We start from the raw sequence: 25792 nt of genomic DNA on the forward strand, positions 1-25792 counted from the left end.
GCGCGCGGGATCGTGGGAGCGAACTGGACGACGAAGCGCGGCAACGGGACGGGTACGCCTTTACGCAAGCCCGCGGCGAACACCTCTTACGGATTCGTCGCCGGCCCATCCGTCCCAGTGACGCGAGACCGGATGTCAACACACACGCGCGATGGGACCGCCGTCCATCGCACGCAAATGTTTCCATCCATTTCTGTCGGCTTTACGTCGACAGTTCGACGGTTTTGAAGTCGGCCGGCAGGATCACTTCCAGCAGCTCGACGTCGTCGGAATAGTCGAGGATCATGTGCCGGATCTTCGGCGGCTGGGTCCAGCAACTGCCCTCCTGCATCAGCGTCTCGCCGACGCCTTCGAGGTAGCTCTTCACCCAGCCCTTGAGCACATAGACCATCTGGAAGTCGACCGCATGGGTGTGCAGCTTGGAGACTTCCTGCGGATTGCACGGCGGCAGCATGCGGATGACATGCGCGCGCGCCAGCCCGTGCGTCGCGTCGGCGATGCCGAGGTCGCGGTAAACAGCATAGGCGCGCAGTCCGTCGGCCTTGAAGTCCTCCTCGCGGTGATGGCTGATGGCGACCTTCTGTTTGCGCCGGCGCGGCGCCGGCGCTGGTCGCCCCTTGCTCGCGAGCGCCTTGCGCGTCGAGGGTTTCGCCACCCTTCCCGGCTTGGCCGGCGCCGCGAAGGCGGTCTTCGCCGTCGGCTTTGTCTTTGCGGTTTTTCGCGGCGCGGCTTTCGCGGCGGCGCGTGATGCTGATTTGGCGGTGCGGCTCTTCTTGGCCATGGCGCTCTCCCTGCGTGTCCTCGCACGCGAGGATAGCACAACCTGCCGCTTTGCGGGTCGACCGATCGACGACCTCAACAGGGCCGAGGCAGCGCTTAACCCGGATGAGCGAAACGACATCCGGGGACTCACGCGCGTCCGCGTTGAACCCGGATATCGCTTCGCTCATCCGGGCTACGCGTCAGCCTCAATGCAGCCGGAAGATGCCGTCGACGGCGCGCAGCTCGGCCGGCTTGATCAGCTTGGAATGCGCCACCGTGACCGAGTACAAGGGGCCCTCGATCTTCTCCTGCCAGAACGCCAGGAAGTCCTGCAGCGCGGGGAATTTCGGAAACAGGTCGTAGTTCTGCCAGACATAGGTCTGCAGCAGCGAGCGGTGATCCGGCATCCGATACAGGATCTGCGCCGTCGTCAGCCCGTAACCCAGCACCTGTTTCCGAAAGTCCTCGGAAACCTCAACCTTCGACACCATGCCAACCTCCGTTTCTGGAGCGCATGTCCGTGTGGCCAACCGGGATGGAGCCACCCGGCAAAGATGCGCTCACTGCCAAGAAATGTGACGCATGTCCTCAACCCATCTCAAGCTTAAATGTTTAACGACATGTTGAAAAATTCTGCATTAGCAGCCACTTAGCCCAGGTGCTAATACGGGGGTTTCATGGTTCGTTCCGCTCCCGTTAACGCTATCGGAACGCTTTGGCAGAGCCCGCAGTTGACTGCTAATTTTTCTGCTACAAGCCCTTGTCCGGCTGAATGCTCTCCCCTAAATCCAGCCCACGTGCTGGCACTCGCCGGCACCGACTGCCAAAATTCCAGAAACTGACAATCGCCTCAATAGCTTAGGAGGACTGTATGGCTTTCCGTCCGCTTCACGACCGCGTCGTGGTCAAGCGCATCGACGCCGAAGAGAAGACCGCTGGCGGCATCATCATCCCCGACTCGGCCAAGGAGAAGCCCTCGCAGGGCGAAGTGATCGCGGTGGGCCCGGGCGCCCGCGACGAGAGCGGCAAGCTGGTCCCGCTCGACGTCCAGGTCGGTGATCGCGTGCTGTTCGGCAAGTGGTCGGGCACCGAGGTCAAGATCGACGGCCAGGAGCTGCTGATCATGAAGGAAAGCGACATCATGGGCGTGCTCACCGACACCGCGTCGAAGAAGAAGGCCGCCTAAGCCCAACCCGCTCAACGCTCACCCTGAGGAGCGCCTGCGGGCGCCCTGCCCAGGGTGAGACGACCAATTCAACTCAGGGAAACCCAATATGTCAGCAAAAGACGTTAAGTTCGGCGTCGACGCCCGCGATCGCATGCTGCGCGGCGTGGACATCCTCGCCAATGCCGTCAAGGTCACGCTCGGCCCGAAGGGCCGCAACGTCGTCCTCGACAAGTCGTTCGGCGCTCCCCGCATCACCAAGGACGGCGTCACCGTCGCCAAGGAGATCGAGCTCGACGACAAGTTCGAGAACATGGGCGCACAGATGGTGCGCGAAGTCGCCTCGAAGTCCGCTGATGCGGCCGGCGACGGCACCACCACCGCGACCGTGCTGGCCCAGGCCATCGTGCGCGAAGGCGCCAAGGCGGTTGCCGCCGGCATGAACCCGATGGATCTGAAGCGCGGCATCGACCTCGCGGTCGAAGCGGTCGTCGCCGATCTCGTCAAGAACTCCAAGAAGGTCACGTCGAACGACGAGATCGCCCAGGTCGGCACCATCTCCGCCAACGGCGACGCCGAAATCGGCAAGTTCCTGGCCGACGCCATGAAGAAGGTCGGCAACGAGGGTGTCATCACCGTCGAGGAAGCCAAGTCGCTCGAGACCGAGCTCGACGTCGTCGAGGGCATGCAGTTCGACCGCGGCTACATCTCGCCCTACTTCGTCACCAACGCCGACAAGATGCGCGTCGAGATGGATGACGCCTACATCCTGATCAACGAGAAGAAGCTCTCCTCGCTGAACGAGCTGCTGCCGCTGCTCGAGGCCGTGGTGCAGACCGGCAAGCCGCTGGTCATCGTCGCCGAGGACGTCGAGGGCGAGGCGCTCGCCACCCTGGTCGTCAACCGCCTGCGTGGCGGCTTGAAGGTCGCGGCCGTCAAGGCTCCGGGCTTCGGCGATCGCCGCAAGGCCATGCTGCAGGACATCGCGATCCTGACCGGCGGCCAGGCGATCTCGGAAGACCTCGGCATCAAGCTCGAGAACGTCAACCTCTCCATGCTCGGCCGCGCCAAGAAGGTGATGATCGACAAGGAGAACACCACGATCGTCAACGGCGCCGGCAAGAAGGCCGACATCGAGGCGCGCGTTCAGCAGATCAAGGCGCAGATCGAGGAGACCACCTCGGACTACGACCGTGAGAAGCTGCAGGAGCGTCTGGCCAAGCTCGCGGGCGGCGTCGCGGTGATCCGCGTCGGCGGCGCGACCGAGGTCGAGGTCAAGGAGCGCAAGGATCGCGTGGATGACGCGATGCATGCGACCCGCGCGGCTGTCGAGGAAGGCATCCTGCCGGGCGGCGGCGTCGCCCTGCTGCGTGCTTCCGAGCAGCTCAAGGGCCTGCGCACCAAGAACGACGACCAGAAGACCGGCATCGAGATCGTCCGCAAGGCGCTCTCCGCCCCGGCCCGCCAGATCGCGATCAACGCGGGCGAGGACGGCTCGGTCATCGTCGGCAAGATCCTGGAGAAGGACCAGTACGCCTATGGCTTCGACAGCCAGACCGGCGAGTACGGCAACCTGGTCTCCAAGGGCATCATCGACCCGACCAAGGTGGTTCGCGCCGCGATCCAGAACGCCGCCTCCGTGGCTGCGCTGCTGATCACGACCGAAGCCATGGTCGCCGAGCTGCCGAAGAAGAACGCCGGCGGCCCCGCAATGCCTCCGGGCGGCGGCATGGGCGGCATGGACTTCTAAGGTCCAGCCTCCTCAAGAGATACGAAGGGCGCGGCGAAAGCCGCGCCCTTTTTGTTTCGCCGGGGCCCGAATGTCGCCGGGGCTCATGCGGGCTTCGTCGCTAAACTCCTCTCCGCCGTCATTCCGGGGCGTTCAAGCGCAAAATGGCGAAGCCATTTTGGAGCAGCGCGAATGAGCCCGGAATCCATAGCCCGAGCGGTGGTTGGTCGAAGACAGACGCCACAAGCACCTCGCGCCACGCGACGGCCTGTGGCTATGGATTCCGGGCTCGCGCTACGCGCGCCCCGGAGTGGCGAACGGAGAGCGCGGGCCTTGTGCGACGCGCCCCCTCACCTGCTCCGCAGATACATCACGTCCGTCCGCAGCACGTATTTGCGCCCCTTCGTCACGGGATCGCCGCGATGCATGATCGGGTGATGGAACAGCAGCGCCATGCCTTTCTTCGGAATGATCCGGAACGGATCACCGATGAATGCTCCGCCATATGCTTCCTTGAATGACGTTGCTCCGCCTTCGAACTCGTCATTGAGATAGACCATGAACGTAAAGTGACTTCGCTCACCAGGATGGCGTTCGAAATACCCGTCCAGATGCCAGTCGAACTGTTGCCCGACATCATAGCGATAGAGTCGCAGCCGTTCGTTCAGCGCAAACGGCGTCCATTTCTTCTGGAAGCGCGGCGCCAGATGGACGGTGAGCCTTTCATAGAGCTCCTTAGCCCGCGCGGCATCGTCGACCATGACACGATCGTTGTTGCGAACATCCTTCATCATGATCATACCCGCCGCGGTCGATATCGGTGCTTCGGCAAAACCTATCGCCTCTCCGAACCGGAGATAATCGTCGCACTCGCTCGCCGAGAGAAAGTCCTCGATGGTACCGACGTTCTTCGCTCTCCACCTGATGTCACTCATGGCTCGGCTCCGTCTCATTGGCGAATGGCCGCCCATCGGCGACCACTCTCAATTTTGCGAGTAGCATGCTGGTCAATCCTTAAACGGATCGAACTCGCCCTCGCCCGCCATCACCACGGCGAACGGCCGCAGCCTATGCACCACCCTCACCGAGCCGGCGTGCTCGGCCAGCACCTCGGGCAAACGGCGATAGGCCATCGGGCTCTCGTCGAGATCGGCGCCGATCAGGGTGACGCCGCGGCCCTGCAGCCAGGCGTCCATCTCGTCGCGCGTGAAGCGCCGCTTGGCCTCCCTGCGCCCGAACAGCCGCCCGGCGCCGTGCACCGTGGAGTACAGCGAGGCCTTGGCCTCCTCCGACTCCACGCCCTCGATGATGACGGCGTCGTCGCCCATCGAGCCGCCGACAAAGCCGCGCTGGCCTGGGAAGGCCGGCGTGGCGCCCTTGCGCACCACCCACAGGTCACGTCCGTCGTGGCTCTCACGCCAGGCGTAGTTGTGGTGGTTGTGCACACTGTCGGTGACCGCGCCGCCGATGATCCGGCGCACGCGCTCGGTCACCCACTCGCGTCCCGCATAGGCATAGCGCCCGGCGAGCTGCATCGCGGCGATGTAACGCTGCCCGATTTCGCTATCCTCGTCGACCACGGCGGGCGGCACGTTCATGCCGTCCTTGCCGCCGGCGGCCTTGAGGTAGCGCGTCGCCGAGGTGTGGCCGAGACCACGGCTACCGAAATGCACGCCGATCCAGACGAAGCCGGCCTCGTCGCGCATCAAATCGACATAGTGGTTGCCCGACCCGACCGTGCCGAGCTGCCCGACCGCCTTCTGCCGGTACGCGTCCATGTCGGAGCAGCGCCACGCATCGGCGTCGTCGAACAGCTCATGCTCGACCCGCTCGGCGTTCTTGCGGCCGACGCCGAACGAGATCACCCTGGCGACATCCTTTATGATGGTGCCGACCTTGTCCTCGATCGCGCTGAACTGCGTGTCGAGCCGGACCGCCATGTTGCCGCAGCCGATGTCGAAGCCGACCCCGGAGATGCTGATCTGCTTCTCATAGGCGATCACGCCGCCGACCGGCTGGGCATAGCCGAGATGGCCGTCGGCGCAGATCACCCCGGCCACGGCATTGCCGACCGCCATGCAGCTCCTCATCTGCGCGATGGTCGCATCCTCGTGACGGCCAAACACCTTCAGCGGGCTGTTCTGATACTGCGCGGCCTGTGGCCGGCTCGCGACCGTGTCGCCCAGCGCCGTGGCCTCGCGCGCCAGCTGCTCCTTGCGCGCGGCGTCGCGGAACGTGCACCACAGCGGCATCGATCGCTGCCCGGGCCGCTCGACCCGTGCATCCGGATCGAGCCCGGCCTCGATCGCCAATAGCCTCGCGCGCTCCTGATAGGGATCGGCTCGCATGTGATCCTCCTCACTCGTTCATGCATGACCCTGCCGCGCCGGCGTGGCGCTGCAATGATCGGGACTTGCACGGCGTGACGCCGCGCAAGTCCGGTGGTGCAAACAGAGAGACGGATCTGATCGGAGTGTCCCGGATGGGACATCAGCCTGGCGGATCGTCTCTCTGGCGTTCAAGACAGAGGGACGATCCCGCTGCCTCGCTACGCTGCTAGTTGATTGTGACGGGACAGCGCGCTCCCCGCGGAGACTGCCGTCACGCACAGGACGCAATCACGGCGCCGCAGTTGCGGCAGCGCGCTGTCCTCTATCTGACGTGGGGTCGAAATCGGCATGGCTCTCTCGCTGGCGGATGTCCGCCGGATAAGTTGGCGCGTGCTCTTACAGGATTTTTCACGTTTGTAAAGTGAGCCGTACGTAGCTGATATAACTTCGTGGCGTTTTAGCACCGCCGACGCACGTCACGAATTGTCATGGTTATGGCTTCTGGCTCGCACTGCGCGCGCCCCGAAATGACGGCGAGATCGTTGCAGCTCAGCATGATGAGTAGTCGTAGCCCGCATGAGCGCAGCGACATGCGGCTTCATACGAGTGGCACGCGAGACCCCGGATGTCGCCTCCGCCGAAGCCCGTTGGGCTTCGGCGTCCGCTCATCCGTGCTACGCGGCGCTCACCGCTCGAGCTCCACATCCCAGTACAAATAATCCTGCCAGGTCACGTGCAGGAATCTCGGCGGAAACAGGCGCTGCGCGGCCATCAGCTCGTGCCGTGCCGGCTCGAACGGCGGCCGCCGCGGCTTGAGATGGCGCCGGTCCTTGCGCGCGTTGCAGGGACTGCAGGCGGCGACGATGTTGGTCCACGACGTCTCGCCGCCGTCGACGCGCGGCACGACGTGATCGAAGGTCAGCTCGCCGTGGAGATAGCGGCCACCGCAGTACTGACATTCGAAGCGATCGCGCAGGAACACGTTGAAGCGCGTGAACGGGACGCGCGTCGCCGGCCTGACATAGTCGCGCAGCGCGATCACCGACGGCAGCCGCATGGTGACGCTCGGGCTGCGCACGACGCGGTCGTACTCTGCGACCACGACGTGCGACTCGCCGACAACGGCCCTGATCGCGTCCTCCCAGCAGACCACCGACAGCGGAAAATAGCTCAGCGGCTGGAAGTCGGCGTTGAGAACCAGCGCCGGGTTTGTTGCTGACATCATCGACCTCCTCTCTTCGCTTCATCTGCCCGGTCGTGTTGGCGCCCATGACGGGAATCGAACCCGCCTTTCCGGATCGACAATCCGGTCCCTTCACCAGACGGGAACATAGGCCATGTCATCGCGCCCGGACTGCACCGGGCATGGTCATCGTCAATCAGTCGAACGCGACCGGAGCGTGCTCCGGCTGAACGCCGTTGATGTAGTCGAGATAGATCTGGCGAGCCCGTGCCTCGCTGACGCCGCGGCACGTCATGACGATGCGCACGAAGGCAACCGCCACCGGCGAGCACAGCGCTCGGGCGTGGTCGACTATCTCGGAATCTGGGCTCATCATGCGGGTCATCAGACCCTCCGCTATATCTGCGGAGGGTGAGATCCCGCCGCCGGTTATGCTCTTGCTGGAATTTCGCGTCCCGATGTCGTCAGGGACAGCACGAGATCATTCGGACCCTGACAGGCGACGCCCATGCCGGACCCATCGCGCGACCAGTTAAGCGGTCGTTCGTTGGCGGGGGCGTTCGCGAGATGTGAGCGTAGGCTCAACACGGTCGTGGTCCTCAAGAGCGCGCCGGCGAACGGCGCGTCAATTTCGATGGGGCAGAGCTATGCGCAGAATTTTCCGAAGCCGTCAAGGCCGGAGGGGGAAGCGATGACGGCGCGCCTCCGGCGACGCGACAGATTTGCAACGACCAGATTGGTTGTCGGGCAAATCAGTTGCGCATTATCGCGAGCTACAAGGCCGCAATCGGCCCTGCGAGAGGTCGAAAACGCGTGCGCGCGAAAATTCGTTTGTCGAGCCGGGTCAATGGGATCGCCCCGCTCACCGCCAACCCCGAACATTTTCCTGTTTCCAAAAATCAGAAACCGTGCATTCTATGCCGGTCCCGTCCTCATGAGAGGGGCGCTTCGCGATCGTCATGAACGTGGAGGGCGGGATGCGGTGGGCGCGTCGGGTTGCAGCGTGATCTGATCACGCGGACGAACGATCCGGTGCGCACGGCGAAGTCGTGATGTCCTGGCACCCCGATGCTGGTGTCAAGGTCGGAGAGACGAATGCTCCGACCGATGGTGGCCAGAAAGCCCGGCGCACCAGGGAGACCACGTATAAGCCGTAAGGCCATCGCGCGGGGAATGCCGGATGATGCGGCTGAACCTGTGGTGACTGCCGCCTGCTTTTTCTTCTGCAGGCGGGCCATGGGTGAGGCCCTCACCCGGCATTCCCCGCGCCCTCTTCCGATTTCGGAGGGCCAGTTTACGAGCAGCACTCGGGCGCCAGGCGCCGCGAGAATGCGCAGTCATGGCCGTGCTTTTTGAAGCGTGAAACGGATCTCATTCCGGCCCCGGCTCAACGCCAGGCGACGGCGTTGTTTGTCGATGCAGGACCTGTGGGGTGGGCAAAGTGGCCGACGAAGGCGGCAGCGTGCCCACCGTCAATCAGCCCTCTCCTCGGCAAAACGGTGGGCACGGCGCCAACTACAAATATTCGTGTGGCACGCGCGGAATGGGCGCCTTTGCCCACCCTACTCCGTAACGGCTGCGCCTCAGTCGATGCGCGAGAGCACGGCGAGCTTGCGGATGCCCTTGTTCTTGTAGGCATCGAGGAACGCGTAGTAGTCGCGGAACGAAACGCAGCCGTTGGAGTCGCCGTTCGGCCCGAGCATGAAGGTGTGGGCCAGGAGGCCGTTGCGACCGTGGATGGCGTCCTCGCCGCCGATCGGATTGAGCCGCAGCGCCGGCACGCCGTGGAACAGCGCCTCGCGCGGCTTCAGCTCGTAGATGTGCGGCGGCGTCACGCCGCGCATCTTGATCTTCTCCGAGCTCGGCTTGTCGAGGTTGTCGCCGAGGCCGGAATGTGCCTCGAGCTTGGTGCCGTCGGGCAGATACACCGCCTTGGCCGAGATGTCGTAGACTGCGGTGCTCAAATCATACGGCGGCCGGCCGCCGCGGGTCGGATCCTTGGCGATGCTGGCGGTGATGTTGGAATCAGCCGAGGCATAGGCCAGGAGGCCGCCATCCTGGTTCTCCGGCTTGCCCCAGAGCTTTTCCTGGATCGAATGCCGGTCGCCGGCGATCGACAGCACCGCCGCCTTGGCGCGCTCGGTCATCGCGCGCAGCGAGAAGCCACTGCTCTTCGGCGGATTGGCCTCGGCGGCCTGCGCCGGCGTCGCGGGCTGCGCGGCCGGCTTGGCATTGGCGAGCGCCAACTGCATCGGCGGCCGGGCATCCTTCTTCGGCGCCTCGGCGACCTTCGCAGTCTCGGCCGGCTTGGCTTCGACCGACTTGCCCTCGATCTGCTTGGCCTCGATCTGCTTGGGCGCGGCTTCGGCGAGCCTGGGCAGCGGCGGCGCGCCGTTCGCGGCGTTGGAGGCGACGCCCTGAGGCACGGCCGCGCCGAAGCGGTCGTTGAACATCTGCGGCGTGATGGCGGCGACCGTGGTAACGGGCGGAGATTCCGGGAATGCCGAGAAGGCCTCACCCACCGCATCGGCGGCGCTGCGCGTCGCAAGCCGCGGCGCCGGGCGCACGACGGGCTCATCCTGCTCGATGCTGCCCAGGGTCGGATAGGCATCCGCCGCGATGATCTTGGTATAGACCGTCACAGCGCAGCCCCCGATCAGGCATGCGATTGCCGCGCCACCGATCAATTTGTGAGAGAACGCGATCAGGGAAGACTTCCTGCGATTTCGTGCGGCCAACGCAGCTCGACTGTTACTCATTCACTCACGCCCGAACGAATACTCGATAACTCTCGCTCGATGCGCCACGGACAACCGCTTTGCATCTCGCAGAAGCACAGAGCTTCATTAGGGCGACTTTTAGTTAAATGCTGATTAAGTTTTGGCAGATTAAGGGCGGGTTAACCATGGACGTCTGTTTTGCCGGCAAACAGGGCAAAAACAGGGCGAAATTCCAGCCAAAAGCAATATTGCCGCCCCAGGGCGTTCCTGAGGAGCAGCATTCGACGGCCGCCGGAATCCGTAAACCATCGCAGGCCGCGTTAACGATTGAGCTCTGCCAGAGGGGCGCTATCGATGACCTCACGTTTAGGCGTGCTGACGAGGGAAAGGGCGTAGTTTTCACTTGTTCAAGGCCCCTGCTCGGACATGGTCTTGCCGATCTTCTCGACGCGGCTGAAAGCATTGGTCACGTACAATCCCATGTCGCCCGGTCTCCGCGGCAATCGGATCAGGACGGTCGTGGTCCAAGGCGCAATGGCGACGGCAGCCGCAGGTGGACCGCATCCGTAACAAACCGGGATTTTCCGCGCTGTGGACACCGGCGGCCGTATGGTAGGGAACGATTCTCGGCAACACTCTGCCGGCGAATCGTACCGCGTCCGCTCCCTGCCGAACACGACACGAGAGGACTCCATGCAGATCCCCGACCGGAAGCTGGCCTTCGTCTTGGCCGCGAGCAATCACGGGACGATGATCGTCAACCGGCTCGACTATCGCATGGTCGACGCCAACCGGGGCTACGGCGTCGGCTATCAGATCCTCGACACGGGGGCTTTCGATCCGGGCGAGGTGCAGCTCGCCGTCCGCCTGCTCGGCTTGCGCCGCCGGCACCATGGCGATGGCGCCGTCGCGATCGACTGCGGTGCCAATATCGGCGTCCACACCATCGAATGGGCGAAGGCGATGACCGGCTGGGGATCCGTGCTCTCGATCGAGGCGCAAGAACGGATCTACTACGCGCTCGCCGGCAACATCGCGATCAACAACTGCTTCAATGCGATCGCCATCCATGCCGCAGTCTCGTCGGAGCGCGGCGTGCTCAACATCCCAAGCCCGAACTACCTGACCCCATCGAGCTTCGGCAGCCTCGAGCTGCGCCAGCGTCCCAACACCGAGTTCATCGGCCAGGCCATCGACTATGCGGACAACACCGTCGAGGTGCGCAAGCTCCCGCTGGACGATTTCAATCTGCCGCGCTGCGACCTGATCAAGCTCGACGTCGAGGGCATGGAGATCGAGGCGCTCGAAGGCGCGGCGGCGACGATCGAACGCTGCACGCCGATCATGCTGATCGAGAAGATCAAGACCGACGCGGACCAGCTGCGGCAGTGGCTCGAAAGCCGCGGCTACAAGACCATCGATGCCGGCATCAACATGGTCGCAATTCATGCGCGGGACAAGGCGCTGGCGGACATCATCCCGCAGCAGCCCTGAAGCGGGCGTCAGCGCTGCAGCTCCGGCGGCGGGGTGCGGTCGAGCACCTCCCGCTTGGGCTCGCTCAGCGCATAGAAGGCATAGGTCTCGATGGTCAAAGGTCCACGCCTGCGTTCGGCCTCGCCGATCTTCTCGACGCGGCCGAATGTATTGCTGACGTAGAACCGCGATGCGATCTGGACCTCGTCCACGAGCAGCTGCGTGCCCGCCAGCTTGGCCGGATCCGGCTCCGGAAAATTGACCCAGCGGATGCGCTGGATCGGCTGCAGCACGCAGGTCCCGGACGGAAGATAGAACGACAGCCAGGCGGTGGTGCCATAATCCATCGCCAGCACGCAGGAGGCGCCGGCGCGCACGCGCGCTGCCTCGATCTCGGCAGCCAGGGGGCGCCAGCCGACGCCGACGCTGCGGACGGTGGCATCGCGCCGATAACCGGACAGCAGGCCCGTGTTGGCCTGCACGATCAGCGCGACGAACATCACGACGCCGGCGGGCACGGCCCAGCGCAGGCAAAAGTCCGCCGTGCGCTGCTCGCGCGGGGACCAGGCGACAAGACGGGCCGCCGCAGCGGCAGCCACCACGAAGGCCGGATAGATCGGCGCGAACCAGTTGGCTTCGACGCGGGCATGCAGCGAATGCCACGCGAAATAGGCGACGATGACCCAGACCATGGCCTCGATCAGGACGCGGGCCGCCGCGTCCCCTGCCCTGCGCCGGGCCAACCCATAGAGGCCCATCACGCCGAGGATGAAAACCAGCGGCGTGGCGAAGGCGAACTGCGTCGGGATGATCTCGGCGATGTAGACCGGACGAACCTCCTCGACCCTGGCGCGGCCGAGCTGCTTGATGAACGACACCCATTGGTGATCGGCATTCCACAGGATCACCGGCGAGAAGATCGCGAACGCCAGGCCGCCGCCGAGATAGGGCCAGGGCGAGGCCAGCCAGTGCCGCAGCTTCGGCACGGCGACCAGCCAGATCAGGATCGCCGCACCGAAGAACAGCGACGTGTATTTCGACAGCAGCGCGGCACCGACCGCGGCACCGACCGCAAGCCACCAGACACCCCGGCCGGTCTCCAGAACCTTGGCGCAGAAGAACAGCACGAAGCTGGAGGCCACCAGCAGCGGCGCATCCGGCGTCACGATCAGGGTGCCGACCGCAGCCATCAAGGTGACGTTGAGCAGCAGCGCCGCAGTCACCGCAACCCTCACGCTGCCGAACAGGATCTCGGCGGTGCGATAGACCGCATAGCTCATGGGCAGGCCGAGCAGGATCGAGACCAGGCGCACGCCGAGCACGCTGTCTCCGGCGATCAGCGTGCCCAGCCGGATCACGACCGCGACCATCGGCGGGTGGTCGTAGTAGCCGCCGGCGAGATGCTTCGACCACATCCAGTAATAGGCTTCGTCGAAGGTGATCGGCGTGACCGCGGCGGCGATCAGCCGGAGCACGACGAGACCTGTGATGGTCAGCCAGACATTGCGGACCAGCCGGGCGTCGTCGGCGCCTGCCGCAGAGGTCATCGCTTGCGCCAGACGAACAATCCGGAGATCGCGTAATTCCAGACCACGCCCATCAGCGCGCCGGCCGCGCCCGCCAGCCACCAGATCGGCTCCTGGTCATAGACCGAGAAGGCGACGCCGACATTGGCGAGCAGGCCGACCGAGCAGACCAGATAGAACGCGAGCAGGCCGCGCAGGATGGCAAAGCCTTTCAGCCGCTGGTCGCGATAGGTGAGGAAGTTGTTGAGGATGAAGTTCGAGGTCATCGCGATGAAGGCACCGAGCGCCTGTGCCTCCGCGAACGGCATGTCGAACAGGTTGAGACCGAGAAAGAGCGTGGCCAGATGCACGACGAGACCGGTGCCGCCGACCATGGCGAACAGCAGGAAGCGCAACGACACCACGTCGTTGGTCATCTTGGCCAGCACGAGGCCGAGGAAGTCGAGGGCGACCATCGAGTCGAGCTTGCTCTCGCCATGCAGGCGCGAGCCGAACGTATAGGGCACCTCGACGGTGCGCAGGCCGCCTTCCGCGCTCGCAATGATGTCGAGCAGGATCTTGAAGCCCTGCGTCGACAGCTTCGGCGCGATCTGTTCGAAGCGGTCGCGGCGGATCATGAAGAAGCCGCTCATGGGGTCGTTGACCTCGACCTTGAGCGCGCGGCGCGCGATCTCGGTGGCGAAGGCGCTGGCCCCGGCCCGCTTGCTGTCGAAGCTCGCGGCGCTGCCGCCCTCGATGTAGCGACTGCCGACGACGAGCTCGGCGGCGCCGCTCTGCAAGAGCGCCAGCATCTTCGGCAGCTGGGTCTCGTCGTGCTGCAGATCGGCGTCGATCACGGCGGCATAGGGCGCACTGGCGGCCAGGATGCCCTCGATGCAGGCACCGGACAGGCCGCGGCGGCCGATCCGGCGGATGCAGCGGACGCGTTTGTCGCTGCGCGACAATTCGCGCACCACCTGCCAGGTGCCGTCCGGAGAGTTGTCGTCGACGAATACGACCTCCCACGGCACGTCCCTGAACGCCGCCTCCAGCCGCCGGTACAGCGTGGTGACATTGTCGCGCTCGTTGAAGGTCGGGACGACCACCGAAACGATCGGAATATCAGCGGTTTGCGGCGGCGCGGGCATGGCCGGTCGGAGGACATCGTTCATGGTGCGGATGCGTATATCTGCCGCGTTCCACACTGCCAAGCGCAACGGCTGAAGGAGGGCCCAAAAAGGCCGGACTGTGGTGCCGGCTTGCATCGCTCCCAAGCGAGGGGCCCAAAATGCCAACGACCACAAACAAAGGGTGCGCGTACATCCGGCGCAACCGCTCTGCCGTGGTCGTCTCGGTGCCGGAGCCGTTACAGCTCGACGTCACCGTCCCGACCAAGATGGGGCGCCTCGGCTGGATTGCAAGGGCCCCGGCCGGCCTAGTTCGGAACCTCACGGACCACGGGTCCGCGCACGGCCGGAGCCACCGGAACCGTCTGCACCGGGGTTGGCGGCACCTCGACCTTGGCCGGCTGCATCTGACGGGCCATCGGCCCGACGGGAACATAGTAGAAGGCTGCCGCAAGCACGGCAGCGGCGACGATCGCCCCCAGCAGGCCGCCGACCGATTCCGCTCTCATTGCTATATCTCCCCTTCCCGGCCCGTGCCCTGGATACACGAGGCTCCGGAGCACGGGAAGAGCGACGGCGCAGCAGCGCCGAACTGGTCAGAACCGGCCCGGTTGACTATCGTCTCCCTACCGCAACACCCTCACCAATCAGCATCGGAATCGATCCGTGAGCAAAGCCCCTGCACGCGCCTCGCAATCCAAGAGCCACATCTACATCGGCATCGGCGGCTGGACCTTCGCGCCCTGGCGGGGCGTGTTCTATCCGGACAAGCTGCCGCAGTCGAAGGAGCTCGAATACGCCGCCTCGAAGCTGACCTCGATCGAGATCAACGGCACCTATTATGGCTCGCAGAAGCCGGAGAGCTTCCGCAAATGGGCGCGCGAGGTGCCGGACGGCTTCATCTTCTCGCTGAAGGGGCCGCGCTTCGCCACCAATCGCCGCGTGCTCGCCGAGGCCGGCGATTCCGTGAAGCGCTTCTACGACACCGGCGTGCTCGAGCTCGGCGACCGGCTCGGCCCGGTGCTGTGGCAGTTCGCGCCAACCAAGAAGTTCGACGAGGCCGATTTCGGCAAGTTCCTCGAGCTGTTGCCGCGCGAGCTCGACGGCCGCAAGCTGCGCCACGTCGTCGAGGTCCGCCACGACAGTTTCTGCGTGCCCGGCTTCGTCGCGCTGCTGCGCGAGTTTGCAACGCCGGTCGTGTTCGCCGAGCACGGCAAATATCCGGCGATCGCCGATGTCGTGGGTGACTTCGTCTACGCCCGACTGCAGAAGGGCAATGACGAGCTTGCGACCTGCTATCCGCCGAAGCAGCTCGACGCCTGGGCGAAGCGATTGCAACTGTGGGCCGGCGGCGGCGAACCGGACGACCTGCCACGGGTTGACGACAAGCCGGCGAAGAAGATGCCGCGCGACGTGTTCGCCTATGTCATCCACGAGGGCAAGGTGCGCGCGCCAGCCGGCGCGATGGAGCTCATCGAGCGCGTGAGCTGACGCAGGAGGCGCATGATGGCCAAGAGCAAGACCCTGTTCACCATCGGCTATGAGCACACGCCGGCCAAGGCCGTGCTCGATGAGTTGCAGGCCGCCGGCGTCAAGCTGCTGGTCGATGTGCGCGCGGTGGCGGCCTCGCGCCGGCCGGGCTTCTCCAAGAGCCAGCTCGCTGCCGGGCTCGACGAGCGCGGCATCGGCTATGTGCATCTGCGCGGGCTCGGCACGCCGAAGGAGGGCCGCGAGGCCGCCCGCAGCGGCCATTACGACACGCTGCACAAGATCTACAGCGCGCATCTGAAGACGCCGCAGGCGAAGGAGCAGATGGACGAGCTGGCCTCGCTCGTGAAGAGCGCCGGTCCCGTCTGCCTGCTCTGCTACGAGCGCGACCACGCCCATTGCCACCGGCAATGGATCGCCGAGATCATCGAGGACCGCGATCAGGTCAAGGTGAAGAACCTGGTCGCGCCTCAGGTGTGAGTCGCTACTCCGCGGCGCAGGTGAACGACGACGCCTGCTCGATGTCGCCGCTGACATATTTGGCGAATTTCGGCCACGGGCACAGCGGCCGCGCCCGCTGCGGGCTCCATGTCGATGGGAGCTCCTTGTTGGCCGCATTGACCGAGGCCGTGATCGCCTCCGGCGTCTTGCCCTTTTCGACCCAGTCCATCAGCGCGCCCAACGCATCGAACTTCTCCAAGGTGACGCCGCCGCCGCAATGGGTCTCGCCGGGCAGCGCAAACAGCCGCGCGAACGTATCGGCCTTGCCCTGCACATTGGCATTGAGCTTCTCGTACCAGCGGACGGTGTCGTTGATCGAGAACACCGGATCGGCCTGGCCGTGATAGATCAGCATCTTGCGGGCGCCGCCCTGGAACGCCGGCAGGGTCGGGTTGTCGACCGCGGGCGGGGCCATGAAGTCCATCGCAGACTCGGTGAAGGGACCTTCCTTGGCGTAGATCTTCGGTGCGTCCTTGTCGAAATCATAAGTCTGCAGCTTCTCGACGAGCTTGTCGGGCGAGCCTTCGATCTCGACTGGCGGCGTCGAGAAGATGTAGTTGAGCGATGCGCCGCCCATGGTGGCAATGATCGGAAGGTTGTTCCACGGCTCCACCGGGCTCTCGACCTTCCAGGCGCGCCAGTTGCCGGTGCCGACCCCGCCATCCACCGGCCAGTCGGAATACAGCGGCTCGCCCTTCGAATTGTGCGGGCCCGCGAAGACTTTCTTCAAAGCATCGACCTTGGCGGCCGGCAGGCAGGCCTCGGTCGCACCAGCGGCGCAGCGGAGGCTGTCGAAATTGAACGCTTTCTGGCACGCCTTCAGGTTCGCCGTCAGCCCATCCTTGGCGCCGTCGAGCTCGTCGCAGACCTCCGTGATCTTGGAAGCGATCAGCTTGGCATCCTCCCGCGTGATCGACTTGCGGATGTCGACGTCGGCCTTGGTCAGCGCCTGCACGTCCCAGGCGTGCTGCACGGCAGCGCGCGGCAGGTTGAAGCCGGGATTGCCGACCAGGAAGCCGTCATACTGCTCGGGCATGCGCTCGGCGGCCACCATGGTGTGGCGGCCGCCATTGGAACAGCCGGCGATGTAGGAATAGTCCGGCTTCCTGCCGTAATGCGCCGAGATGATCGCCTTCGCGATCGGCGCCAGCGTGATGTCGGCCGAATAGCCGTAGTCGCGGCGCGCCTGCGGATCGAGCCCGAAAGCTGAGCCGGACGCAAGCCCGCGCGGCTTGTTGGCGGGATCGTTACCGGAGTGGCCGCTGTCCGACGACAGCACGGCAAAGCCGCGGGCGAGCGGCGTCATACCGCCACCGACGAGGCCGTCGGCCTTGTCGCCGAGCGCCGGCACCACGACGCCATCATTGCCGCCATTGACCTGGTGCAGGAGGCGGCCGTTCCACGTCTCCGGCAGCCGCATCTCGAACTGGATCGCATACGCATGGCCGTCGACGCCGGTGCGCTCATTGACCTTGCCGGACAGAATGCAATGCCGCGGCAGCCCGTCGGCGGCCTCCTGCAGCTTCGATCCCGTCAAGGCCAGCCCCGGAACCTTCAACGCCTCGGCCGTCACCTTGCTACAGGCAACATCCTCAGCCCGCACCGCCTCCAGGCCGGCTGCGCACACGATGCCTGCTGCGGCCAAAAACGACGCCCCGGTTCGGATCATGCGTTCCCCCTGATCATGCTTTTCGTTGAGGGCAGTTAAACGCGGAGGCCATCCAATGTAAATCTCAGACGTCGGGCGACGGGTCGCCTGCGTCAGTGCAATTGCCAGATCTCGAACGGCCGGTCGTAGCCGCGCACCGACACCGCGCCGTGGAAGACGGCGTCGCGCGCCCCGTCGCCGGCCGCCTGCCGCACCTCGCTCGAGATCAGGAGCTGCGAATCGAACTCCTTGTTCAGCGCCTCGAGCCGCGAGGCGAAGTTCACGGTGTCACCGATGACGGTGTACTCTTTGCGCCGCGGCGAGCCGATGCTGCCGGCGACCACCTCGCCGAGATGAAGACCGATCCCGATCCGCAGCGGCCAAGACGACATCGCGTTGACGCGCTCCATCGCGGCCACCATCTCGCGCGCAGCCATGACCGCCTGCACGGCGGCATCGCGCGACTCGAACGGCGCGCCGAACAGCGCCAGGAATCCATCGCCGAGGAACTTGTTCACGATGCCGCCATGGCGCTCGAGTATCTCGACCAGCACCGCGAACGCACCATCGAGGCGATCGACAACCTGTTGCGGCGTCTTCGACCGCGCCGCCGCGGTGAAGCCGCGGAAATCGACAAACATCACCGCGACCTCGCGGATGTCGCGCGCCTCCGCCGTCCCCTCCTTCATCAGGCGCTCGACGACCTGGGGCGAGACGTGCTGGCCGAACAGATCGGTGACCCGGTCGCGCGCCGACGCAGCCTCGATGCTCGCCGCGAACTGGCGTCGCAGCTGCACGCTGACGGCACCGGCGAGCATCCCGCACAACAGGATGATGAAGCTGCGCTCACCGTGATAGTAGATCTCCGGATTCTGACTGAGATCGATCGAAGGCCGATCGATCAGTGCCACCGCCAACAACTCCACCGCGGCGACGAGGCCGGTGAAGCTCGACAGCCAGAAATCGAGACGAAGCGTCGAGAGAACGATGAAGATGAAATAGACCAGCGGCGCGCCGAAGCCCAGCGCCTTGTCGTGGCCGATGCCCTCGATCTGCAGGATGAGGACGAACGTTGGCAGCGAGGTCTCGACCAGGGCGCTGACATAGCGCCAGATCACCGGCACGTCCCGGCCGTGGCGGATGTCCGCCTTGATCCTGAACAGGATGAGAGTCTCGAAGCTGATGAATGCGACGATGATCGCGTAGACGTAGAGGACCCCGATCCGGCTCGGCCAGATCCACTCCGAGATCCTGGGCTCGAAGATTTCGACCAGCACCGACATCACGAGAAACAGAGCCGCAGTGGCGATCAGCGCCCTCACGCGCAGCAGCTCGGTGTTCAACGTCTGACGCATCAGCGCCTGGTCGAACTCGGCCGGCGCTGCCGCCGGCGCTTCGTTCGCCTGTCCTGCTCCCACGATCTGCATCTTGCCTCAGCCGTTCCTGCTCCCAGCCGCCATTGTGCCTCAATCGAGGGTGCGGCGGAAGCGCAGGACGGCGACCGTCATGGCGAACAGCATGAGGCCGAACAGGGCGATCGTATCATGCTGCAGGTTCTGGAGCGTCGAGCCCTTGAGCATGATGGCGCGGACGATGCGCAGATAATGCGTCAGCGGCAGGCACTCGCCGAGAATCTGCGCCCATTGCGGCATGCCGAGGAAGGGAAACATGAATCCGGACAACAGGATGCTCGGCAGGAAGAACATCATCGACAGCTGCATCGCCTGCAGCTGGTTCTGCGCCAGCGTCGAGAAGGTGTAGCCGATCGAGAGGTTGGTCGCGATGAACAGAGTCGACAGCAGCGCCAGCAGCAGCAGGTTGCCCATGATCGGAACCCCGAACAGCAGGACGCCGATGCCGATGATGATCGTCGCCTGCAGGAAGCCGACCATGACATAGGGGATGATCTTGCCGAGCATGACCTCGACCGGCTTGATCGGCATCGACAGCAGGCTCTCCATCGTGCCGCGCTCGATCTCGCGCGTCACCGAGAGCGCAGTGAAGATCAGCATGGTCATGGTCAGGATGGTGCCGACGAGGCCCGGCACGATGTTGAGCCGCGACGAGGCCGCCGGGTTGTAGCGCGCGTGGGCCCTGATCTCGAACGGCGTCGTGACGGGATTGCCGGTGTAGAGATCGTGCGCGAGCGCGGTCTGCACGATCATGCCGAGCGAGGACAGCGCCGATGACGCCGCGACCGGATCGGTCGCGTCGGCCGCAACGAGCAAGGCCGGCCGGTCGCCGCGGCGGACCGCGCGCTCGAAGCCGCGCGGGATCTCGACGCCGAACAGGACCTTGCCGGACAGCAGGAGATCGTCGAACTCGGCGACGCTGCTGACCTCCCGGGTGAAGCGGAAATACGCGGTGTTCTCCATCGCCTTCAGGATCGAGCGGCCGAGATCGCTGTCCTCCTGCAGCAGCACCGCCGCCGGCAGATGATGCGGCGTGGTGTTGATGGCGTAGCCGAACAGCATCAGCTGCATCACCGGGATCATCACGATCATCGCAAACGAGACCCGGTCGCGCTTGAGCTGGATGAACTCCTTGACCAGCATCGCGTAGGTGCGCCGCCAGAAGCCGAAGCGGGACTCGGGAGATGCCTGGTGGACGGCCGCGTCGCTCATTGGAAGTTGTCCCGTGAGCGGTTCATCAGGTCGATGAAGACGTCCTCGAGCGAGGGCTCGGCGGGCTGCCAATGCAGATCAGCCTTGTCGCGCCAGGACGCGATCGCGGCGTCCAGCGCGTTGCGGTCGCGGCCGGACACGTGCAGGCTGGTGCCGAACGGCGCCACCATGTCGACGCCCGGCTTGCCGGTGAGATCAGCCGCGAGTTCGCGCAGATCATCGCCGCTCACCGTGTATGTGGTAAGCGCCGATTGCGCGATCACCTCGGAGACCGTGCCGTGCGCCAGCAGATGACCATAGGCGATGTAGGCGATCTCGTGGCAGCGCTCGGCCTCGTCCATGTAATGGGTCGAGACGAGCACGGTCAGCCCTTCGCCGGCGAGCGCGTGGATCTCGTTCCAGAAATCGCGCCGCGCCTTGGGATCGACGCCGGCTGTGGGCTCGTCGAGCAGCAGCAATTGCGGGTTCGGCAGGGTGCAGGCCCCGAGCGCCAGCCGCTGCTTCCAGCCGCCCGACAACTCGCCGGCGAGCTGCCGCTCGCGGCCGGCAAGCCCGAGCCGCTGCACCATGTCGCGCGCGGCCTGGCGCGGATCGGGCATGCCGTAGAGGCGCGCGACGAATTCGAGGTTCTCCCGCACCGACAGGTCCTGATAGAGGCTGAAGCGCTGCGTCATGTAGCCGACCAGGCGCTTGATCTTGTCGGCATCGCGGCGGATGTCGAAGCCGAGGCAGGTGCCCTCGCCTCCGTCGGGTGTCAGCAGGCCGCACAGCATCCGGATGGTCGTGGTCTTGCCCGAGCCGTTCGGGCCGAGAAAGCCGTAGATCGAGCCGCGCTTCACTTGCATCGACAGATCATGCACGACCTCGCGGCCGTCGAAGGATTTGGTCAATCCCTGGACGTCGATCGCGATCTCGGCGGGACCCGTTCCGTTCATTGCTTGTCCGCCACCGGGGTCTTCGAATCAGGCGTCTTGGAACGCGGATAGATGCTGACGGGTTGACCGACGCGCAGTGCATCCGGCCGCGACGGCCGCGCCTGGATCAGATACACGAGCTTGTTGCGCTCATCGAGGCTGTAGATCACGGGCGGCGTGTATTCCGCCGAGGTCGCGAGGAAATAGATTCTGGCCGCCAGATCATCAGCGCAATTGTCGCAGGTGACACGGACCTCGTCGCCGATCGCGAGCTTCGGCAGATCAGGCTCGGGCACGTAGAAGCGCAGCTTCATGTTGCCCGGCGGCATGATCGACAGCACCGGCCGTTGCGCCGCGACCATCTCGCCCTCGCGGAAGTAGATCTGCTGGATGGTGCCCGCGACCGGCGCCACGCCCTTGCGCCTTGCCAGCCGCGTCTGCGAGGTCACGAGATGGGCCTCGGCGACGCGCAGCGCCGAAACGGCGGAGTCGAGCGTCGCCTGCGTCCCCGCGCCCGTCTTGCTCAGGGCCGCGGCGCGGTCATAGGTCTGCTGCGCATTGGCCAGCGTCGCCTTGGTCTGGTTGAGATCGGCCTGCTGCAGATCGTCGTCGACCGAATAGAGCGGATCGCCGACCTTGACCACGTCACCCTCATGCACGTTCAGCTTCGTGATCCGGCCCGCTTCGTCCGGACTGACGAAGATCATGTCGGCCTCGACCCAGCCTTGATAGCCGGGATCGCGCGTCTCCTTGCAGCCGTTGAACGTGAAGGCCGTGACCAGCACGGCAAGGCAGTGCAGCAGGCTCATGTCGGCCTCCTCGCGCCAAAGATCAGATCGAGATGGGTCTGCAGCATCGCTTCGGCGTCGAGCGGCGCATGTCGCTCGAACAGGCTCTTCCAGAGCACCGCGACCATCATCGGCGCGATCATCAGTTGCGGGTGTTGCACCAGCTTGGGCTCGCGGATCTCGCCGCTGACGATCCCGATCTGGATCAGGGCGCGCATGGCCGCGAGACCACGGGAAACGACCTCGCGGTAGTAGAAGTCGGCAATCGCGGGAAAACGGGGCCCCTCTGAAATGATGAGCCGCACGAGATCACCGCGCCGCGTGCCGGCGACCTCCTGGAGGAACATCCGCGCCAACCCCTCGACCATGTCGCGCACCGAGCCGCCGGCCGGCGGCGGCGCGGCAAGACGGCCGACGAAGGGCACGATCGCGGTCCGGATCAATTCCTCGAACATCGATTCCTTGTCCTTGAAATGCAGATAGATCGTGCCCTTGGCCACGCCGGCCCGCTTGGCGATGTCGTCCAGACGGGTCGCCGCGAAACCGCGGGCAATGAACTCGTCCATCGCCGCTTGCACGATCGCCGCGCGGCGCTCGGCGGAGCGATCCGCCCGGCGCGACGTGGCAGCTCCCGCGTCCGCTGTCTTGACGGCCTGAACTCTGCGCTCGGACAATTTCGAAGGTTTCGACATCGAACAATTATGACTGACTGGTCAGTCAATGTAAAGAGGCCTCGCAGAGGCCGGTCTCGGCCCGCGTCAGGAGGTCGTACCCGACAGCGCGCGGCCCCCGTCAGACGACGCCGGCCGCGATCACGCGCAGGATCTGATGTAAGGCCGATTGATCTCCCAGAGCTCGTCCACGATCTGGCGCGCAGCGGCGGCCGAGTTGACCACGGGATCGATGAGCAGCGCCTGCAGCGCGAGATCCTTGGAGGCAGTCATGGCCGCCTGCACCGCCAGCTGCTGGACCTGAACCTGGACCGACATCAGCTTGGCGACGGCATCTGGAAGCGGGCCCAGCGACACCGGGTGGATACCAACGCGATCCGCGACAACGGGCACTTCGACGGCGGCCTCGGCAGCCAGGTTGGGAATGACGTGACGGTTCAGAACGACGCCGGATTCGATGACCTGCTTCCGATCGTGCAACACCGAGCCGATCACGGTGACCGCGCGCTCTCCGGAGGGCATTCGCCACCAGTCCGGCATGCCGGCCCTGCCCGCCAGGACCTCGTCGATCTGCCGGATCAGCTTGGCCCGCTCCGCCTCGTCCCACGCGAAGTCGTACCCGCTCTCGCCCGCTTCCCAGCCATAGGCGAGATACTCGCCGACATGGCTGTCGCCGCAGCCCAGCCAGAAGCCGAAGTCGCGCAACAGCGCCCGCGTCAGCGGCGCGACCTTGGGGTCGTGGCTCCCAGCCTTTTCGCGGAGCAGTGGATAGAGATCGGCCCCGCTGTCGCGATCCCGGATCTGCATGAGACATTGGAAATGGTTGAGCCCGACGCCCCACACGTCCACGCGCTCCTCGGCCAGTCCCAGAATGGAAGCCACCTGGCTGCGCGCGATGAAGATGCCGTGGCACAGGCCGATATGCGCGAGGCGGCTGTGAAGCCCCAGCGCGAGGATGATGCGGCTCTCGGGATTGGAGAAGTTGATGAGCAGCGCGTCCGGACAGCGCCGCTCCATCTCGCGCACGAAGTCGAATACGACCGGCAAGGTGCGGAGCGTGAAGAACAATGCGCCCGGCCCGCCATTCTCGCCCAGCGTGTGACGGATGCCGTATTTGCGCGGCACCTCGAAATCGAGCTTCCACAGGCGGTTGCGGTCGATCGCGGTGGCATGGATCACGAAGCCGGCGCCGTCGAGCGCCGCGCGCCAATCCGTGGTCGCCTCGATCTTGAGGCCGGCGCCGGAGAGGTCGTTGAGCAGCCGGGCCAGTGCTTCCGACCGGGCCAGCCGGGTCGGGTCGCGGCCGACCAGCACGAGCGTAGAACCCGCGAGATCATGCGTCGAAAACAGGTCCCGGAACACGCTGAGTCCAAAGGACGCGCTGCTCGCGCCGAGGAAGACGATCTTGGTGACGGCTGCCATGAGCAATTTGTGCCAGCGCCGCGCGTCCCCATTCCTGATCCAGATCAAACCGCCGCCCCCATGTTCGGCACGGCGGCGCGTCAATCGGTCTTGCTGATCAGCCGAAGTCGAGCACCACGCGACCGTCGATCTTGCCGGCCTTCATGCGGTCGAAGACGGTGTTGATCTCCGACAATGGCGCCGTGGTCACCTCGGCCGTCACCTTGCCGTCCGCGGCGAAGGCGATGGCCTCGTCGAGATCACGCCGGGTGCCGACGATCGAGCCTCGTACGGTGATACGCTTCAGCACGACATCGAAGATCGGCGTCGGGAATTCGCCCGGCGGCAAGCCGACCAGGCTGACCGTCCCCTTGCGGCGGACCATGTGCAGCGCTTGGGCAAAAGCCGACGTCGACACCGCGGTGACCAGCACGCCATGCGCGCCGCCGCCGGTGATTGCGATCACCCGCTCCACGGCATCCTTGTCGAGCGCGTTGACGGCGTGCTCGGCGCCGGCCTCCAGCGCGAGTTTCAGCTTGTCCTCGGCGATGTCGAGACCGATCGCCTTCAGCCCCATCGCCTTCGCATACTGGATTGCGACATGACCGAGGCCGCCGACGCCGGAGACCACCACCCACTCGCCCGGTCGCGTGTCGGTCTCCTTCAACCCCTTGTAGGTCGTGACGCCGGCGCAGAGGATCGGGGCGATCTTGGCGAAGTCCACATTGGCCGGCAGGCGCGCGGCGAACGCCGCGGATGCGATCACGTATTCCGCGAAGCCGCCGTTCACGCTATAGCCGGTGTTGTGCTGGTGCTCGCACAAGGTCTCCCACCCGGTCTCGCAATATTCGCAGCGCAGGCAGGCATCGTGCAGCCACGCCACGCCGACGGCATCGCCGACCTTGAAGTCGGTGACGCCGGGCCCGAGCGCGGCGACGATGCCGGCCGCCTCGTGACCGGGGATGAACGGCGGCACCGGCTTCACCGGCCAATCGCCGGAGGCGGCATGAAGGTCGGTGTGGCAGACGCCGCACGCCTTCACCCTGACCAGAAGCTCGCCCGGCCCCGGCGCAGGAATCGGAACGTCCTCGATAACCAGCGGCTTGCCAAAGGCTTTGACGACGGCGGCTTTCATGGTCTGCATCTGTCTGCTCCTCATGTCGCGGCGCAAACTAACGACGTCGGCGTATTCCGGTCTTGATCGGCATCAAGCCGCGCCGCTGCATGAAGTAACAGTTTGATGACAGCGCAATGTGCCCGTGGCTGTCAGGCGTGAAATTTGAGTCCGTCGACGACCTTGTCGACCAGCTTGCGCTCCGCGCGAAACGCCAATCCCACCAGATTGAGATCGGCGCGCGCCACCGCCTTCACGGCATCACGGTTGGCCTCGTCATGCGTGGTCTTGAACATGTCCTCGGTGTAGAGCGCCGGCTTCACGCTGCGCGACAGCGCGCGATCCAGAGCACGCGCCAACGCTGCACGATCCGGCGCGCCGTAGATCAGGATCGGCTGCCCGATCAACGCGTGATACAGGGTTGCCGAGCCGTCCTCATAGGGCGCGCCGATGCATTCGGGAAATGCAGCGGCGATGCCGCTGGAAAGAAACGCCGCGACGTTCAACTTCTGCCAGGCTTCGAGATCGTTGCGAATGATCAGCGCGATCTTGGTGTCGAATTGCATGCCATTTCCAGAGTTCGATGTCATCGAACGCTTAGAATAGCCGAGCCGCTCTCGAGGTGAAGCATCGAAATGAAAGCGCGGAC

General features: G+C 65.1%; 24 protein-coding genes and 1 tRNA gene. 5 read left to right on the plus strand and 20 right to left on the minus strand.

All coding sequences use genetic code 11. The features are described from left to right. Nucleotides 1-202: 202 nt before the first annotated feature. Nucleotides 203-781, minus strand: a complete 579-nt coding sequence (locus tag QX051_RS15770) for a cupin domain-containing protein (protein WP_315776726.1) — start codon at nt 779-781, stop codon at nt 203-205. A gap of 187 nt (nt 782-968) precedes the next feature. Next, nucleotides 969-1253 carry an usg protein gene (locus QX051_RS15775; protein ID WP_315776727.1) on the minus strand — a complete coding sequence of 95 codons (285 nt, stop codon included), beginning with the start codon at nt 1251-1253 and terminating at the stop codon, nt 969-971. A gap of 380 nt (nt 1254-1633) precedes the next feature. On the opposite strand from QX051_RS15775, the gene groES reads away from it, so the two are divergent. After that, nucleotides 1634-1948, plus strand: coding sequence for a co-chaperone GroES (gene groES / locus QX051_RS15780; RefSeq protein WP_008966485.1), 315 nt, complete (start codon nt 1634-1636; stop codon nt 1946-1948). 88 nt (nt 1949-2036) lie between these two features. Further along, complete coding sequence (groL, locus tag QX051_RS15785; RefSeq protein WP_315714737.1) at nt 2037-3677, plus strand: chaperonin GroEL; 1641 nt, start codon at nt 2037-2039, stop codon at nt 3675-3677. 329 nt (nt 3678-4006) lie between these two features. Here groL and QX051_RS15790 read toward each other — a convergent pair whose 3' ends face one another. From QX051_RS15790 to QX051_RS15815, 6 genes are all read right to left on the minus strand, one after another. Then, nucleotides 4007-4627 (minus strand): 2OG-Fe(II) oxygenase, encoded by a 621-nt coding sequence (locus QX051_RS15790; protein WP_315776728.1) that lies wholly within the window; start codon nt 4625-4627, stop codon nt 4007-4009. A gap of 36 nt (nt 4628-4663) precedes the next feature. Then, nucleotides 4664-6004: an RtcB family protein gene (locus QX051_RS15795; RefSeq protein ID WP_315776729.1), complete on the minus strand. Its 1341-nt coding sequence runs from the start codon at nt 6002-6004 to the stop codon at nt 4664-4666. A gap of 667 nt (nt 6005-6671) precedes the next feature. Next, on the minus strand, nt 6672-7208 hold the full coding sequence (locus tag QX051_RS15800; RefSeq protein WP_315759261.1) for an HNH endonuclease: 537 nt from the start codon (nt 7206-7208) through the stop codon (nt 6672-6674). Nucleotides 7209-7247: 39 nt separating this feature from the next. Next, nucleotides 7248-7322: transfer RNA gene (locus tag QX051_RS15805), tRNA-Asp, on the minus strand. A gap of 43 nt (nt 7323-7365) precedes the next feature. Then, a complete protein-coding gene (locus QX051_RS15810) occupies nt 7366-7554 on the minus strand; it encodes a hypothetical protein (protein WP_315737443.1) in 189 nt (62 codons plus the stop codon). Between the two features lie 1198 nt (nt 7555-8752). After that, nucleotides 8753-9928: a DUF2778 domain-containing protein gene (locus tag QX051_RS15815; protein ID WP_315776730.1), complete on the minus strand. Its 1176-nt coding sequence runs from the start codon at nt 9926-9928 to the stop codon at nt 8753-8755. A gap of 654 nt (nt 9929-10582) precedes the next feature. Here QX051_RS15815 and QX051_RS15820 point away from each other — a divergent pair. Beyond that, entirely contained in the window at nt 10583-11383 is an 801-nt protein-coding gene (locus tag QX051_RS15820; RefSeq protein WP_315776731.1) for an FkbM family methyltransferase, read from the plus strand. Between the two features lie 8 nt (nt 11384-11391). On the opposite strand, the gene QX051_RS15825 is transcribed toward QX051_RS15820, so the two are convergent. The 3 genes from QX051_RS15825 to QX051_RS15835 all read right to left on the minus strand — a co-directional run bounded on the left by QX051_RS15825 (nt 11392) and on the right by QX051_RS15835 (nt 14503). Then, nucleotides 11392-12909 carry a glycosyltransferase family 39 protein gene (locus tag QX051_RS15825; protein ID WP_315776732.1) on the minus strand — a complete coding sequence of 506 codons (1518 nt, stop codon included), beginning with the start codon at nt 12907-12909 and terminating at the stop codon, nt 11392-11394. Then, nucleotides 12906-14039, minus strand: coding sequence for a glycosyltransferase family 2 protein (locus QX051_RS15830; protein WP_315776733.1), 1134 nt, complete (start codon nt 14037-14039; stop codon nt 12906-12908). Before QX051_RS15830 ends, QX051_RS15825 begins: the two co-directional genes overlap by 4 nt. Before the next feature lie 263 nt (nt 14040-14302). Beyond that, a complete protein-coding gene (locus tag QX051_RS15835) occupies nt 14303-14503 on the minus strand; it encodes a hypothetical protein (protein WP_315737437.1) in 201 nt (66 codons plus the stop codon). Nucleotides 14504-14660: 157 nt separating this feature from the next. On the opposite strand from QX051_RS15835, the gene QX051_RS15840 reads away from it, so the two are divergent. Both QX051_RS15840 and QX051_RS15845 read left to right on the plus strand, forming a co-directional pair. Beyond that, nucleotides 14661-15485 (plus strand): DUF72 domain-containing protein, encoded by an 825-nt coding sequence (locus tag QX051_RS15840; RefSeq protein ID WP_315714748.1) that lies wholly within the window; start codon nt 14661-14663, stop codon nt 15483-15485. Nucleotides 15486-15500: 15 nt separating this feature from the next. Beyond that, nucleotides 15501-15962 (plus strand): DUF488 domain-containing protein, encoded by a 462-nt coding sequence (locus QX051_RS15845; RefSeq protein ID WP_315776734.1) that lies wholly within the window; start codon nt 15501-15503, stop codon nt 15960-15962. A 4-nt stretch (nt 15963-15966) separates the two neighbouring features. Here the strand turns inward: QX051_RS15845 and QX051_RS15850 are convergent, their stop codons facing one another. From QX051_RS15850 to QX051_RS15890, 9 genes are all read right to left on the minus strand, one after another. After that, a complete protein-coding gene (locus tag QX051_RS15850; RefSeq protein WP_315776735.1) occupies nt 15967-17652 on the minus strand; it encodes a tannase/feruloyl esterase family alpha/beta hydrolase in 1686 nt (561 codons plus the stop codon). A 92-nt stretch (nt 17653-17744) separates the two neighbouring features. Further along, entirely contained in the window at nt 17745-19058 is a 1314-nt protein-coding gene (locus QX051_RS15855) for an adenylate/guanylate cyclase domain-containing protein (protein WP_315776736.1), read from the minus strand. A 39-nt stretch (nt 19059-19097) separates the two neighbouring features. Next, nucleotides 19098-20255: an ABC transporter permease gene (locus QX051_RS15860; RefSeq protein ID WP_315776737.1), complete on the minus strand. Its 1158-nt coding sequence runs from the start codon at nt 20253-20255 to the stop codon at nt 19098-19100. Further along, on the minus strand, nt 20252-21190 hold the full coding sequence (locus QX051_RS15865) for an ABC transporter ATP-binding protein (protein WP_315776738.1): 939 nt from the start codon (nt 21188-21190) through the stop codon (nt 20252-20254). Before QX051_RS15865 ends, QX051_RS15860 begins: the two co-directional genes overlap by 4 nt. Continuing rightward, nucleotides 21187-21978 (minus strand): efflux RND transporter periplasmic adaptor subunit, encoded by a 792-nt coding sequence (locus tag QX051_RS15870; RefSeq protein WP_315776739.1) that lies wholly within the window; start codon nt 21976-21978, stop codon nt 21187-21189. Before QX051_RS15870 ends, QX051_RS15865 begins: the two co-directional genes overlap by 4 nt. Continuing rightward, the gene (locus QX051_RS15875; RefSeq protein WP_315776740.1) at nt 21975-22649 is read right to left on the minus strand and encodes a TetR/AcrR family transcriptional regulator; all 675 of its coding nucleotides are present in this window, start codon (nt 22647-22649) and stop codon (nt 21975-21977) included. The genes QX051_RS15870 and QX051_RS15875 overlap by 4 nt, the downstream gene beginning before the upstream one ends. A gap of 120 nt (nt 22650-22769) precedes the next feature. Further along, a complete protein-coding gene (locus QX051_RS15880) occupies nt 22770-24050 on the minus strand; it encodes an alpha-glucosidase/alpha-galactosidase (RefSeq protein ID WP_315776741.1) in 1281 nt (426 codons plus the stop codon). Nucleotides 24051-24147: 97 nt separating this feature from the next. Beyond that, nucleotides 24148-25173 carry an alcohol dehydrogenase AdhP gene (adhP, locus tag QX051_RS15885; RefSeq protein ID WP_315776742.1) on the minus strand — a complete coding sequence of 342 codons (1026 nt, stop codon included), beginning with the start codon at nt 25171-25173 and terminating at the stop codon, nt 24148-24150. A gap of 122 nt (nt 25174-25295) precedes the next feature. Then, entirely contained in the window at nt 25296-25709 is a 414-nt protein-coding gene (locus QX051_RS15890) for a DUF2000 family protein (RefSeq protein WP_315737426.1), read from the minus strand. Nucleotides 25710-25792 lie beyond the last annotated feature (83 nt).

Origin of the sequence: Bradyrhizobium sp. SZCCHNR1053, from assembly GCF_032381235.1 — a bacterium.
GTDB lineage: Bacteria > Pseudomonadota > Alphaproteobacteria > Rhizobiales > Xanthobacteraceae > Bradyrhizobium.

Excerpts from the sequence above, each read along its gene's own strand:
- QX051_RS15795 (WP_315776729.1), bottom strand. The coding sequence starts at position 6,004 with ATGCGAGCCGATCCCTATCAGGAGCGCGCGAGGCTATTGGCGATCGAG.
- QX051_RS15865 (WP_315776738.1), bottom strand. The coding sequence starts at position 21,190 with ATGAACGGAACGGGTCCCGCCGAGATCGCGATCGACGTCCAGGGATTG.
- QX051_RS15890 (WP_315737426.1), bottom strand. The coding sequence starts at position 25,709 with ATGCAATTCGACACCAAGATCGCGCTGATCATTCGCAACGATCTCGAA.
- QX051_RS15835 (WP_315737437.1), bottom strand. The coding sequence starts at position 14,503 with ATGAGAGCGGAATCGGTCGGCGGCCTGCTGGGGGCGATCGTCGCCGCT.
- QX051_RS15870 (WP_315776739.1), bottom strand. The coding sequence starts at position 21,978 with ATGAGCCTGCTGCACTGCCTTGCCGTGCTGGTCACGGCCTTCACGTTC.
- QX051_RS15830 (WP_315776733.1), bottom strand. The coding sequence starts at position 14,039 with ATGAACGATGTCCTCCGACCGGCCATGCCCGCGCCGCCGCAAACCGCT.
- groES (WP_008966485.1), top strand. The coding sequence starts at position 1,634 with ATGGCTTTCCGTCCGCTTCACGACCGCGTCGTGGTCAAGCGCATCGAC.
- QX051_RS15860 (WP_315776737.1), bottom strand. The coding sequence starts at position 20,255 with ATGAGCGACGCGGCCGTCCACCAGGCATCTCCCGAGTCCCGCTTCGGC.
- QX051_RS15875 (WP_315776740.1), bottom strand. The coding sequence starts at position 22,649 with ATGTCGAAACCTTCGAAATTGTCCGAGCGCAGAGTTCAGGCCGTCAAG.
- QX051_RS15815 (WP_315776730.1), bottom strand. The coding sequence starts at position 9,928 with ATGAGTAACAGTCGAGCTGCGTTGGCCGCACGAAATCGCAGGAAGTCT.
- QX051_RS15800 (WP_315759261.1), bottom strand. The coding sequence starts at position 7,208 with ATGTCAGCAACAAACCCGGCGCTGGTTCTCAACGCCGACTTCCAGCCG.
- QX051_RS15820 (WP_315776731.1), top strand. The coding sequence starts at position 10,583 with ATGCAGATCCCCGACCGGAAGCTGGCCTTCGTCTTGGCCGCGAGCAAT.
- QX051_RS15810 (WP_315737443.1), bottom strand. The coding sequence starts at position 7,554 with ATGACCCGCATGATGAGCCCAGATTCCGAGATAGTCGACCACGCCCGA.
- QX051_RS15790 (WP_315776728.1), bottom strand. The coding sequence starts at position 4,627 with ATGGGCGGCCATTCGCCAATGAGACGGAGCCGAGCCATGAGTGACATC.
- QX051_RS15770 (WP_315776726.1), bottom strand. The coding sequence starts at position 781 with ATGGCCAAGAAGAGCCGCACCGCCAAATCAGCATCACGCGCCGCCGCG.
- QX051_RS15775 (WP_315776727.1), bottom strand. The coding sequence starts at position 1,253 with ATGGTGTCGAAGGTTGAGGTTTCCGAGGACTTTCGGAAACAGGTGCTG.
- QX051_RS15845 (WP_315776734.1), top strand. The coding sequence starts at position 15,501 with ATGGCCAAGAGCAAGACCCTGTTCACCATCGGCTATGAGCACACGCCG.
- groL (WP_315714737.1), top strand. The coding sequence starts at position 2,037 with ATGTCAGCAAAAGACGTTAAGTTCGGCGTCGACGCCCGCGATCGCATG.
- QX051_RS15825 (WP_315776732.1), bottom strand. The coding sequence starts at position 12,909 with ATGACCTCTGCGGCAGGCGCCGACGACGCCCGGCTGGTCCGCAATGTC.
- adhP (WP_315776742.1), bottom strand. The coding sequence starts at position 25,173 with ATGCAGACCATGAAAGCCGCCGTCGTCAAAGCCTTTGGCAAGCCGCTG.
- QX051_RS15850 (WP_315776735.1), bottom strand. The coding sequence starts at position 17,652 with ATGATCCGAACCGGGGCGTCGTTTTTGGCCGCAGCAGGCATCGTGTGC.
- QX051_RS15855 (WP_315776736.1), bottom strand. The coding sequence starts at position 19,058 with ATGCAGATCGTGGGAGCAGGACAGGCGAACGAAGCGCCGGCGGCAGCG.
- QX051_RS15880 (WP_315776741.1), bottom strand. The coding sequence starts at position 24,050 with ATGGCAGCCGTCACCAAGATCGTCTTCCTCGGCGCGAGCAGCGCGTCC.